The organism is Spirulina subsalsa FACHB-351 (assembly GCF_026130165.1).
GTDB lineage: Bacteria > Cyanobacteriota > Cyanobacteriia > Cyanobacteriales > Spirulinaceae > Spirulina_A > Spirulina_A subsalsa_A.
Window position 1 is genome coordinate 38246 of record NZ_JAIHOM010000007.1, and the last position, 12526, is coordinate 50771.

At 46.5% G+C, this 12526-nt stretch carries 9 protein-coding genes; 3 read left to right on the forward strand and 6 right to left on the reverse strand.

The features are described 5' to 3' along the window. Positions 1-287: 287 nt before the first annotated feature. Entirely contained in the window at positions 288-2117 is a 1830-nt protein-coding gene (locus tag K4A83_RS02295; RefSeq protein WP_265262766.1) for a two-component system response regulator, read from the forward strand. Between the two features lie 51 nt (positions 2118-2168). Here K4A83_RS02295 and K4A83_RS02300 read toward each other — a convergent pair whose 3' ends face one another. From K4A83_RS02300 to radA, 5 genes are all read right to left on the reverse strand, one after another. Continuing rightward, positions 2169-3572, reverse strand: a complete 1404-nt coding sequence (locus K4A83_RS02300; RefSeq protein WP_407809793.1) for an NAD(P)(+) transhydrogenase (Re/Si-specific) subunit beta — start codon at positions 3570-3572, stop codon at positions 2169-2171. A gap of 2 nt (positions 3573-3574) precedes the next feature. Further along, positions 3575-3871: an NAD(P) transhydrogenase subunit alpha gene (locus tag K4A83_RS02305; RefSeq protein ID WP_033374180.1), complete on the reverse strand. Its 297-nt coding sequence runs from the start codon at positions 3869-3871 to the stop codon at positions 3575-3577. A 28-nt stretch (positions 3872-3899) separates the two neighbouring features. Further along, entirely contained in the window at positions 3900-5051 is a 1152-nt protein-coding gene (locus K4A83_RS02310) for a Re/Si-specific NAD(P)(+) transhydrogenase subunit alpha (RefSeq protein ID WP_265262769.1), read from the reverse strand. A 426-nt stretch (positions 5052-5477) separates the two neighbouring features. After that, the gene (locus K4A83_RS02315; RefSeq protein ID WP_265262770.1) at positions 5478-8096 is read right to left on the reverse strand and encodes a PAS domain-containing sensor histidine kinase; all 2619 of its coding nucleotides are present in this window, start codon (positions 8094-8096) and stop codon (positions 5478-5480) included. A gap of 325 nt (positions 8097-8421) precedes the next feature. After that, the gene (gene radA, locus K4A83_RS02320; protein WP_265262771.1) at positions 8422-9945 is read right to left on the reverse strand and encodes a DNA repair protein RadA; all 1524 of its coding nucleotides are present in this window, start codon (positions 9943-9945) and stop codon (positions 8422-8424) included. A 266-nt stretch (positions 9946-10211) separates the two neighbouring features. Between radA and rpaB the strand changes: the two genes are divergently transcribed. Then, positions 10212-10940 carry a response regulator transcription factor RpaB gene (gene rpaB, locus K4A83_RS02325; RefSeq protein ID WP_026079501.1) on the forward strand — a complete coding sequence of 243 codons (729 nt, stop codon included), beginning with the start codon at positions 10212-10214 and terminating at the stop codon, positions 10938-10940. 95 nt (positions 10941-11035) lie between these two features. Continuing rightward, positions 11036-11683: a cofactor assembly of complex C subunit B gene (locus K4A83_RS02330; protein WP_265262772.1), complete on the forward strand. Its 648-nt coding sequence runs from the start codon at positions 11036-11038 to the stop codon at positions 11681-11683. Here K4A83_RS02330 and K4A83_RS02335 read toward each other — a convergent pair. After that, positions 11671-12414, reverse strand: a complete 744-nt coding sequence (locus tag K4A83_RS02335; RefSeq protein ID WP_265262773.1) for a type IV pilin-like G/H family protein — start codon at positions 12412-12414, stop codon at positions 11671-11673. The genes K4A83_RS02330 and K4A83_RS02335 overlap by 13 nt on opposite strands. Between the last annotated feature and the right edge of the window lie 112 nt (positions 12415-12526).

Consider the following 12526-nt stretch of genomic DNA (forward strand, 5'->3'; position numbering starts at 1 on the left):
GTCTCCCACTCACTAGATTGCCCCAAGTTACGTCATTTATCACTCACTCTATTTTATCACTCACTCTATTTTTTTTCAAAAATTGTTGGCAAAATTCACTCAAAAAAGTAGAGAAAAAATTCAGGATAAAATTTTTCGTTTCTTGTTTCTTCAGATAGTAAAGGTCGTCTTTTTCCTGAGTCTATCAAAGGGATTTGCTAAATTTAAATGTGTCACTTGTCTCCTAACATCTTTAACTTATTTGCTCTCTTCTTTTGTTTAACCATCATTAAAAATGACGATTAAAAATGACGATTGAGACGACCGAATCTCGAAAAGCGAATATTTTAATTGTTGATGATACTCCAGATAACTTACGATTTCTCGCCCAAACTTTAGAGATCAGAGGCTATGAAGTACAATGCGCTCTGTCAGGGGCGTTAGCTCTGCGTGCTGCTAAACTGGAACCCCCAGATTTAATTTTGTTAGATATTAAAATGCCGGGGATGGATGGGTATGAGGTTTGTCAACAATTTAAACGTTTAAAAGAAACCCAAGAAATTCCCGTCATTTTTATTAGTGCGTTAGATGAAGTTTTGGATAAAGTAAAGGCGTTTCAAGTCGGGGGTGTGGATTATATTACAAAGCCTTTTCAAGAGGAAGAAGTCCTAGTGAGAATTGAAAACCACTTGATGTTACAAGCGGCAAAACAGGAAATTTCTCAACTCAATTTAGAATTAGAAAAGCGGGTTCAAGAGCGAACAGCAGAACTAGCTCAGGAAATTAAACAACACCAACAAACTCAACAACAATTGCTCCATATTGCTTTGCATGATGAGTTAACAGGGCTACCTAATCGGAGTTTATTAATTGAACGCTTAAAAGAGTCTTTAAAAGCCTATAAAGCTAATCCTAGCCAACGTTTTGCGGTTTTATTTTTGGATTGCGATCGCTTCAAGGTAGTCAATGACTCTCTCGGACACAGTGTAGGCGATCGCCTACTCTGTGCCATTGCCTCCCGTCTGCGCTGTTGTCTGCGTTTGGGGGATACCCTAGCTCGTTTGGGAGGAGATGAGTTTACCATTTTGTTAGAAAATATTGAACAACTCGAAGATGTATTACTGATTGTCCGTTCCATTCAATCAGAATTGCAATATCCCTTTAAGCTGGAACATCAAGACATTTTTATTGATATGAGCATTGGGATTGCAATGGTCAATGAAGACTATCAACAGGCCGAACATTTATTACGAGATGCTGATGCGGCTATGTATCAAGCTAAACGAGCAGGGAAATCTTGTTATCAAGTATTTCAGCCGGAAATGTATCGCAATGCACTGATTCGGTTTCAAGCAGAACGAGACTTACGGCACGCCATTGAACGGCAAGAGTTTCGGGTGTATTATCAACCCCTAATTTCTCTGATGACAGGTCAATTAACAGGTTTTGAAGCCTTGGTGCGTTGGCATCATCCTGAACGGGGGCTAGTGTCTCCGGGGGAATTTATCGACATTGCAGAAGAAACCGGATTTATTGTCCCTATTGGTTTCTGGGTTTTACGAGAAGCGTGCGCCCAGTTCCAAACTTGGCAAGATACGATTGCTATTCCTTCTAATTTAACCCTCAGCGTCAATCTTTCAGTGAAACAATTTGCGCAACCGAATTTATTAGATTGGATTGATAGTATTTTAAAACAAACTAATATTAAATCTCAACAATTGAAGTTAGAAATAACAGAAAGTGTTATACTAGAAAATACAGCCTCAGTTCAAGGCATTTTTAATCAACTACATCAACGAAAAATTTTATTAGCGATTGATGATTTTGGCACGGGTTACTCCTCCCTGAGTTATCTCCACCGTTTCCCAATGGATACGTTAAAAATTGACCGTTCTTTTGTTGATTTTATGACCCAAAGTCCGGTAAATTTAGGCATTGTTAAAACCATTATCAATCTTGCTCATCAACTGGGAATGAGTGTCGTGGCAGAAGGCATTGAGACAGAACACCAAGCCCGCACTTTACAAGAGATGGGTTGTGAGGAAGGGCAGGGGTTTTTATTTTCTAAACCCCTGCCTGTGGAAGCGGCAACGGAATTGCTCCAACAATTTCCTGTCTTGTTGGTTTCTAGAGATTAGCAAAAAGGACGCAACATCTTGCGTCCTTTCCGTTGTATGATGGGCCAATCCCTACAACTGTTTCACTTCAGACACTAACTGAGTCACCACATCTTTGGCACTGCCAAACAACATCATGGTTTTGTCCTCATAAAATAACTCGTTGTCTACCCCAGCAAAACCCGCCCGCATACTGCGCTTAATGACAATGGTATGCTTGGCGTGATCTACCTCCAAGATGGGCATTCCGTAAATGGGACTACTGCGGTCATGACGGGCGGCTGGATTGACTACATCATTGGCCCCAATGACTAAAGCGACATCGGTTTGATCAAATTGGGGGTTGATGTCGTCCATGTCGTAGAGTTGGGGATAAGGCACATTGGCCTCTGCCAGTAAAACGTTCATGTGGCCGGGCATCCGACCCGCGACGGGGTGAATCGCATATTTCACTTCTACCCCTAAACCTTCCAATTGGTCGGCTAATTCCCGGACGGCGTGTTGCGCTTGAGCAACGGCCATACCATACCCGGGTACAATGACCACAGAACGGGCATAGCCCAACATCATGGCCCCTTCTTCGGGATCAATGCTATGGACGGTCTTCTGGATGCCATCTCCTCCGGCGCTGCTCACTTCCCCTGAATCTGAACCAAATCCGGCAAATAGGACATTGGCCAAAGAACGGTTCATGGCTTTACACATGATATTGGTCAGGATTAGCCCGGAAGCTCCCACTAGGGCCCCGGCAATGATCAACATATTGTTATTGACCACAAATCCAGCCGCGGCCGCGGCCAGTCCAGAGTAGGAGTTTAAGAGGGAAATGACTACGGGCATATCCCCCCCACCAATGGGGATGACAAATAACACCCCGAGGATGAGGGAAATGGCAATTAGACCGTAGAAAATGGGCAGGGTATGGGGGGCAAAGAGGAAGTAGGCACTGCCCCCTAAAAAGGCGGCGAGGATGAGGAAGTTCACCACCTGCTGGAGGGGGAAGAGGACGGGCGCCCCGGGCATGATGCCCTGAAGTTTGGCGAAGGCGATAAAACTCCCGGTGAGGGTGACTCCACCAATGAGTACGCCGAGGATAATGGTGACGAGGGAGGTGGTGGAGAGGGGGGCGTTGCTGCTGAGGAGTCGCCAAAATTCGGCGATCGCAACTAGGGCCGAAGCCCCCCCGCCTAAACCGTTGAAAATCCCCACCATTTGGGGCATGGCGGTCATTTCCACTTTCGAGGCAGCAACGGCCCCAATCACGGAGCCAATCACAATCCCAATCAAAATGATCTGATAGTTCAAGACTTGCTGTTCTAGCAAGGTGGCGACAACGGCTAAGAACATCCCAATGGCGGCTAGTTGATTGCCTTGGCGCGCTGTGGCCGGGGAGCCTAAGCGTTTTAAACCCAAAATAAACAGGGACGCGGCCACCAGATAACTCAATTGAATCCCAGTGGGCAAAAATTCGCTCAGATTCATGCTTTAGCCTCCTTTTTCTTAAACATGAGCAACATCCGGTCTGTCACCAGAAAACCGCCGACGACGTTAATGGTGGCGAGAATGACGGCGATAAAGCCCAAAATGACGGTTAAGTTCCAATCCTTGGCCCCAGAGACTAAAATCGCCCCTAATACGGCAATACCGGAGATGGCATTAGCTCCAGACATCAGGGGGGTGTGTAGGGTGGGGGGGACTTTGTTAATCACCTCAAAGCCCACAAAGGAGGCCAAGACAAAAACAAACAAACAAGTAATTAAGGTTGCTGTGGTCATAGTTTTGACGAAATTAACAGATCAAGCTTTAAACGGCGACACTTTCAAGACCCAGGGCGGCTTTCACTCGTTCATTGCGCAGTTCCCCGCCGTGGGTGACACAGGTTTCATCTACAATGTCATCGCTAAAATCAAGGTTTAGGCTGCCGTCCTCTTGGATGAGGTATTGCAGCAGAGTGGCGATGTTTTTGGAGTACATTTCGCTGGCATGGACGGGCATGGAGGAGGGCAAGTTCACCGGTCCCATCACGGTCACGCCTTGATACTGGATATTTTTCCCCGCTTCACTGACGGCACAATTGCCCCCTTGTTCGGCGGCCATGTCTACAATCACGGTGCCAGGTTTCATGGCGGCTACCATGTCCTCGGTGACTAAGAGGGGGGCTTTTTTCCCCGGAACTTGGGCGGTGGTAATCACCACATCGGCACTGGCGACGTGCTGGGCAATGACGGCCTGGGTGCGTTGTTTGGATTCTTCCGAGATTTCTTTAGCGTAGCCTCCTTTGGCGGTGGTTTCTTCTTCAAGTTCCACCTCCACGAATTTGGCCCCTAAGCTTTGGACTTCTTCCTTGACGGCGGGACGAATATCAAAGGCTTCGACTACGGCACCTAAACGCCGGGCTGTAGCGATCGCCTGAAGTCCCGCTACCCCAGCCCCAATGACAAACACCTTGGCCGGGCGGATGGTTCCGGCGGCGGTGGTCAACATGGGGAAGAATTTGGGTAAGGTGGCGGCTGCAATCAGGACGGCTTTATACCCGGCTACCCCCGCTTGGGAGGAGAGCGCATCCATACTCTGAGCGCGACTGGTGCGGGGAATCAGTTCCATACTAAAGGTGGTGATTTTGCCCTCGGCTAGCTTTTGGGCGGTTTCTGGTTGTCCCAAGGGGTTGAGGAAACTAATCAGGGCGGCTCCTTCGTGGAGTTGCTCTAGTTCGTCATCCTTGGGGGGGGCGACTTTGACGATTAGATCAGCTTCTCGCCACAGTTGCCCTTTATCGCCTATGATTTGCGCTCCGGCTTGGCTATAGTCTTCATCGCTAAAAAAAGAGCCTGTTCCTGCTCCGGTTTCTACACAAATTTCCCAGCCTTTTTTGGTCAGCCGGGATACCATATCAGGGATTAGGGCAACTCGGCGTTCTCCTCCTTCTAAATCTTCTCGGGCGATCGCAATTCTCATGTAAACCTCCTTTCAATACTCCTGCTCAACCTTGGAATGGTTAACGGCGGGAGGAACTATCCTAATGCAGTGAATCGCAAGACTTCTGAGGGTGTTCTCATCGGCTTTAGCACAGACACAACAATGCACTTCTACTCTGAATCCTAGTGGTGATTTCTAGAGGAGAAGCCTGATCTTTAGCTTGTTTTATGGATTGTGAGACAAAAAGCAAAGTTTGATGAAGCGTGAGAAGGGATGGCTTGGGGGACTTTCTGTTATGGGAAGCGATCGCGTATGGGAAGCCATCTTCAGTTGAAGGGATGGCTTCGGGGGGCTTTTCTGATACATCCCCCAGACTAACGTTTCCCCCTCGCCATGACAGGACTCATCCTGAGTCATTGAGGGACTTTTTCCTGACTCCCAACTCCCGAAGTTATTCAGCAGACCCTACTTAGGACTATTAATCGGTAGATAAATCACAAACTCCGTTGTTTCTCCCGGTTCGGAATAACAGAAGATTTGCCCTTGATGTTTTTCGACAATGGTTTGATAACTCATAGCGAGGCCTAATCCTGTCCCTTCACCAATGGGCTTAGTCGTAAAGAATGGATCAAAGATTTGGGAGACAATTTCTGGAGGAATCCCAATCCCATTATCTTTAATTCGAATACAAATTTGAGGAGTTTCTGGATCTTGTTTATCCTCAAGGCTCGTTTCTAAAACAATAGTTGGCACAAAAGTATTTGACTGAGTTAGTTTTTCTTCTAAGGCATCAATGGAATTATCCAGTAAATTCAAAAAAACCTGATTCAGCAAGCCGGGATAACACTCAATTTCAGGTGTATTTCCATATTTCTTTTCTACTTTAATGGGGATTTTTTGATTATTAATCCGACTTTTCAGCATCATCAAGGTACTGTCTAATCCTTCATGAATATCTACATCCTTGCGTTCAGCTTCATCTAAACGGGAAAAGTTACGCAAGGATAAGATAATATTGCGAATTCGTTCTACGCCCGATTGCATAGACTGGAGGAGTTTCGGAAAATCTTCCTCAATAAATTCATAGTCAATGGCTTCGTAACAGGCTTGAATTTCTGGGGAGGGATTCTGGCAGTATTTCCGGTAGTGGTCAATCAGTTCAAATAAGTCCTCGGCATATTCAGCGCTGTGGGTGATATTCCCGGCAATAAAAGCCGTGGGGTTATTAATTTCATGGGCAATGCCTGCGACTAATTGCCCAAGACTGGACATTTTTTCAGTTTGAATCAGTTGGGTTTGGGTATATTGGAGATCCCGGAGTGCCTCGCTGAGTTGTTCAGTTTGGGCTTTCAGTTGGGTTTCGGATTGGCGTAGGGCTTCTTCAGTGCGCGATCGCTCTTCTAACTCATTTTGCAGTTGATTAAACAGTGCCGCTTGACGAATGGCGATCGCCAACTGTACCGCCAGAGGTTTCAAAAGTTCAGTTTCCCAATGTTGCCATTGTCGAGGAACTCGACAATGATGGAGAATGAGTAACCCCCACAACTTGTCCCCATGAGCAACAGGTAGCACTAAATTGGCTTTGACTTGTAAGCTTTCCAACAGTGCTTGATGGCATGGATCTAACTTTTCAGCCGCCACATTGGGAATGGCACGTACACGACCCTGTTGATAATCTGGAACATAAGAGGATAGGAAACAATCATCTTGAATATTCATCCCTAAGACCGATTTCCACCCACGTCCGACAGACTCAACGACGACATCCCCACTCCAATCTTCATTAAAACGGTATAGCAACACCCGATCCGTATCTAAAACTTGACGGATTTCCTCAACGGCCGTTTGTAAGACCTCTTCAACATCCAACGACTCCCGAATCCGATGAGCCATTTCACTGACTAATTTTTGTTGGGTGGCCAGAGCAATTAATTCCCGTTGAATCGATTTTTGATGGGTAATATCTTGAGTGGTGGTCATCCCTCCGGAAATCTCCCCGTTTTCATCCCGGACTGGAACAATATGGATCAGAAAATCGTGGTCTTCGTAGCGATACTCCACGACGGTAGATTCCCCCGTTAACGCCCGTTGATAAGCTCCCATAAAGGTCTTACTCACCACCGGAGGAAAGGCTTCCTGTAAGGTTTTTCCTTCGATTTTATCTTTGGAAAGTCCGACGGTTTCCAATCCTTTCCCTTCGGCCAAAATATAACGACAGTTCTGGTCAAAGAGCATCACACAACCGTTTGGGATATTTTGGGCGAGAACATGATAGAGTTCGTCTTTTTTCCGGAGTTCGGCTTGGGCTTGTTTGCGATCGCGAATATCCCGGGTAAAAGCGCAATTATAGGCCTTACCATTGAGTTCAATATAATTAACCGTAATTTCAACCGGAATGTTCTCCCCATTCCGCGCTTGATTAATCGCCTCAAAGGTGAAAGATCCCTCAATTTCAATCATTCGCCAATGATTCACCCAGTCTTCCTGTGAAAAACCCGGCGCTATATCGGGAATCGTCTTTCTACACAGTTCTTCTGTCGAGTAACCCAACAAATCACAGGCTGCTTGGTTAGCATAGATAATCATGCCCTCTGGATTAATGAAAAATATAGCATCACCTGCTCGTTCCACCGAAAACTGCATCAAGTGACTCAGTTCAGCATTAATCATGGCATCTGGGGGGGTAATCATCTGATAGGTACTCATCAGATGAGTCACTTCCCCCGCCTCATCACAGAGCGGAACAAAGCGAATACCTTGCCATTGAGCCGCTTGGGGTTGATCAAATATTGGTAAAGTTAAATACTGCTCCGTGCGTGTGGTGATGGCAATATGCAGCGCATTCCACAGGATTTGTTGATTCCGAATGGGAAAAGACTGTCCGAGCAAATCCTGTTTTGAGCGACCCATCATTTGAGCAAAGGGTTCGTTACACTCAATGATAATTAGTTCAGTCGCTTGAACGGAGCAAATCACTACCCCTTGATCAGTCAACGGCAATAAGTGATGACAAATCCATTGCAGTTGAAGATGAGATAGGGGGTGAACAGTAGAAGACGTTCCAACCAAGTTTGAAGAGTCCATTGTAAGTTGAAAGTGAAGTGTCATAGGAGAGTGTGAAGAAAGGCTGAGATCAGGTTATCACTGGGTTCAGGGACAATTTTCTAAGATAATTTTTAAGTAAAAATACTGAGCTAGATCCTCGAATCCATATCCGCGCTGAGGCCATTCTAGCAATAATATTAAGAAAATATAAAAGATCCTGAAAAAAATATGACGGCTTGTTATTCTGTGTGGGAAATCGATAGTTTATAACTGATAATTGATATTTATTCCCTAGTAATCAGTCATCAGTAATCTATTCCCTGACCTTGACAAGAGGAGAAAAGGCTTAACTGGTCAGGATTGCCTATTCCCCATGCCCTAAATCCATTTCCTCATCAGGAGACAAGGCCGCACCAAAACGGGGCTGGGGGGGAATGGCCGCTACAATGGCATCAATGACCTTGTTCACCGGAATGACCTCTAAGCCCAAATCATCAGCAAAGGCCTGTCCTTTGGGGACAATCGCCCGTTTAAAGCCTAATTTAGCCGCTTCCTTTAACCGTAACTCCATTTGAGAGACAAGGCGCACCTGTCCCCCTAATCCCACTTCGCCGATTAATACTGTGCGAGGGTCCACAATGCGATCGCGAAAACTAGCCACCACAGCCACCGCAATCCCCAAATCGGCTGCCGGTTCCGCCACCCCTAAACCCCCGGCCGAAGCCACATAAGCATCTAATTTAGATAAAGGCACCCCTAACCGTTTCTCCAGCACCGCTAAAATTTGCTGTAAACGGCTATAGTCCACCCCCGTAGTCGCCCGACGAGGGGAAGCATAACTCGTGGGACTCACCAGCGCCTGCAACTCCACCACAATAGGGCGAGTCCCTTCACAGGCCACCACCGTAGCCGTACCCGGAGACGATTCTTCCCGGTTGCCGAGGAACAATTCTGAGGGATTATCCACCTCCCGTAACCCATTTTCCACCATCTCGAAAATACCGATTTCATGGGTCGCCCCGAAGCGATTTTTCACCGAACGCAGAAGACGATGGGAGGCATAGCGATCGCCCTCAAAATACAGTACCGTATCCACTAAATGCTCCAACACCCTAGGTCCGGCGATCGCCCCCTCCTTCGTCACATGACCTACAATTAACAGCGTAATATTTTCCCGTTTCGCCACCTGCATCAACGCTGACGTACATTCTCGCACCTGAGCCACAGAACCCGGCGCCGACGTTAAAGACGAAAAGTAAAGAGTTTGAATACTATCAATCACCGCCACCTGGGGCCGCAAAGACTCCAACTCCCGTAAAATCTCCTCCAAATCCGTCTCCGGCAACACATAGAGATGATCATTCACCACCTTAGCCATCGTCCCCTTGCCGTTTTGTTGTTCCTCCTCCGTCAACTCATCCAAACCCACCCACAAACGGCCAGCGCGCAACTTCACCTGTTGCCCCGACTCCTCCGCACTCACATACAAAATGCGGTGATCTTTCGCCAACTGGTGCGCCGTTTGCAACAAAAGCGTAGACTTGCCAATCCCCGGATCCCCCCCAATCAAAATCAACGCCCCCGGCACAATCCCCCCCCCCAACACCCGGTCAAACTCCCCATACCCCGACGGGAAACGGCTCTGCTCCCCCTGGGAAATATCCGAAAAGCGCATAGAAGAACGGGGTTGGGTGGAAGCCTTGGGGGAACTGTTGTTATTATTGCGTTTTTGGGACTGCCACCCCACCCGAGCATTCACCAGAGAATCACTGGCGACAATCTGCTCCTCTAGGGAACCATAGGTGCCACAGTTCGGGCATTTACCAAACCATTGGGGCGTTTCGGCTCCACACTCGTTACATAAATAGCTCGTTCGCGATTTGGGCATGGCGATCGCCGTTGACAATTTCTCTCAATTTAACCCGATGGCGAAAAAATAAACAATCCGCGCCGGAATGAAATAAATCTTAACAATAAATACAAATCTTAAAAACTCCTAAATTTAGTCCCAAAAAGGCTAGGGAGGGCTTGAGATTAAACCTGAACAGGATATCCTAATTATAAGTAATCGCCATTTCATTGCACGATAGCTAAATTGGCGATCGCGTAATTGTTAATGAGTAGTCCCCCCGTAGAGAAGGAGAGTTGAGTTCCTTGGAAACTCATAAGGAAAAGATCCTCGTTGTCGATGATGAAGCCAGTATCCGCCGCATCCTAGAAACCCGTCTTTCTATGATTGGGTACGATGTTGTCACCGCCGCCGATGGAGAAGAAGCCATAGAAACATTCCGCACCACCCAGCCCGACTTGGTGGTACTAGATGTCATGATGCCCAAACTAGACGGTTATGGCGTTTGCCAAGAACTGCGCAAAGAATCAGACATCCCCATTATTATGCTCACCGCCCTCGGTGATGTCGCCGACCGCATTACCGGATTAGAACTCGGAGCCGACGACTATGTAGTGAAACCCTTTTCACCCAAAGAACTCGAAGCTAGAATTCGCTCCGTTTTGCGCCGAGTCGATAAAAACGGAGCATCAGGAATCCCCAGTTCCGGCGTGATTCAAGTTGGTTCCATAAAAATTGACACCAACAAGCGGCAAGTTTATAAAGGAGACGAACGCATCCGCCTCACCGGAATGGAATTTAGTCTCTTGGAACTCCTAGTCAGTCGTTCAGGAGAAGCCTTTTCCCGCTCAGAAATCCTACAAGAAGTTTGGGGCTATACCCCCGAACGCCATGTAGACACCCGCGTTGTCGATGTCCATATTTCCCGCCTGCGTGCCAAACTAGAAGACGACCCCAGCAATCCCGAGTTAATCCTCACCGCACGGGGTACAGGCTACCTGTTTCAACGCATCTTAGAACCCGGTGAAGAATAATTTCGAGTGAGTCCTATACTAATTCTCCCCTGCCACCACCCCTTGATTGAGTGGTTGGGGAATTCCTGAATCTCTCACTGAACCCAAAACGCCCTATGGCACAATCTGACCCCAATCGTGTCCTCCGTTTACTCCCCCTCATTACAGGGGGACTCGGAGCCATCCTATTATTATTTAACCGTTTTTCCACCTCAGAAATTACAGCCACCCAATCCCGTTCCGATGCCTTGGGAGTCATTTTAAGCGCCCTACTGATTCTTGTAGGGTTAATCTGGCAACAAATTCAACCCAAACCCCCCGAAACAGTCACACTGATTGGAGAAGAACAGTTTGAGCTAGCCGAAGACCTACCCGACGAAGTGAAAATAGAACTCGCTTGGGCTTCTCACCTCCTCTTAACCAATACCGTCACCCGTAGCGTTGTTCTCTACTACCAACAGCGCACCCTCCTCAGACGCGGCATCCTCCCCCCCAAACCCGAGGTAACAGCCGGAGGTATTATCCGGCGAGTATTAGAACAACAAAAACCCGTCTATCTCGTAGAGTTAAAGGTTTATCCCGGTCGCATTGAGTTTGATTATCTACCCGAGAACACACAAGGAGTTATTTGTCAACCCCTTGGCAAAAACGGCGTTCTCATCTTAGGTGCCAATGCCCCCCGTAGCTACACCAAACAGGATGAAGTGTGGATTGAAGGGATTGCCGACAAACTTACAGAAACCTTAGAACGTTACTTTTCATAATCAAACTTAAATTCTGTTGTCTTGCCTCCACATTCTAGTTTCCCATAATACAATCTCGGTTTTGGCAGAGGATCTGACAGGTTTTTCCCGTGACAGATAATAGATTTGAATTGAATTTTATTGGGTTCATCATCCCCATTATCCTCCCCATTGGGGTCAGGGGAAAATACACCCACGATATAAGCATCAACTTTATCTTTTATCTCCTCATTGGGAATCCCAGATATAAAAACAGCATCCTCTGTTAAACTCGTGGAATAAGTGTATTTCTTCGTCCGCACTGGAATCTCTCTTAGTGGATTCGGCTTTTCACTAAAAGACTGGTACATTTGAAAATAACCTTCTTGTTGACTCTGAACTGATGAAAGGTATGTTGATGCGAAAAAGCTTTCGCGTTTTAAGTAGTCGCTAGCCTGGATTTGTGCGAATGGAATCAGCACTAAAAGAATAAGAAAATAGCTAAACAAAACAACAATTGTGTCACAAAAGTGATATTTTTGTGATGCTTTCTGGGTTGACTTTTTATCCACAAAACTATCAAATAAGGTACGACTTACTTTAACCGATGGGATATAAAAAACGAGCATCCAGAACAGTATTATAAGAAACACAAACTTATTGTCATAAACTAGCATATCTCCTTGTACAGTGAATAAGCCGGAGAAGCTTGAGATAATATAACCCACAAAAACAAACCAACTTATAACAATGAGAAGTGCGATACAATTCATTGATTTTGCTCCAGAGATTTAATTAAGTAGGTTCAATCGGACACCTGTTCCATAAAGCGAACCATTTCCTGACCATTTTTGAGACAAACTTTAACCAGTTTATCGGCATCTC

Bases quoted from the DNA above. Each gene is read 5' to 3' on its own strand.
- radA (WP_265262771.1), bottom strand. From the start codon at position 9,945: ATGCCCAAATCGCGAACGAGCTATTTATGTAACGAGTGTGGAGCCGAA.
- K4A83_RS02310 (WP_265262769.1), bottom strand. From the start codon at position 5,051: ATGAGAATTGCGATCGCCCGAGAAGATTTAGAAGGAGGAGAACGCCGA.
- K4A83_RS02295 (WP_265262766.1), top strand. From the start codon at position 288: ATGACGATTGAGACGACCGAATCTCGAAAAGCGAATATTTTAATTGTT.
- K4A83_RS02335 (WP_265262773.1), bottom strand. From the start codon at position 12,414: ATGAATTGTATCGCACTTCTCATTGTTATAAGTTGGTTTGTTTTTGTG.
- K4A83_RS02330 (WP_265262772.1), top strand. From the start codon at position 11,036: ATGGCACAATCTGACCCCAATCGTGTCCTCCGTTTACTCCCCCTCATT.
- K4A83_RS02305 (WP_033374180.1), bottom strand. From the start codon at position 3,871: ATGACCACAGCAACCTTAATTACTTGTTTGTTTGTTTTTGTCTTGGCC.
- K4A83_RS02315 (WP_265262770.1), bottom strand. From the start codon at position 8,096: ATGGACTCTTCAAACTTGGTTGGAACGTCTTCTACTGTTCACCCCCTA.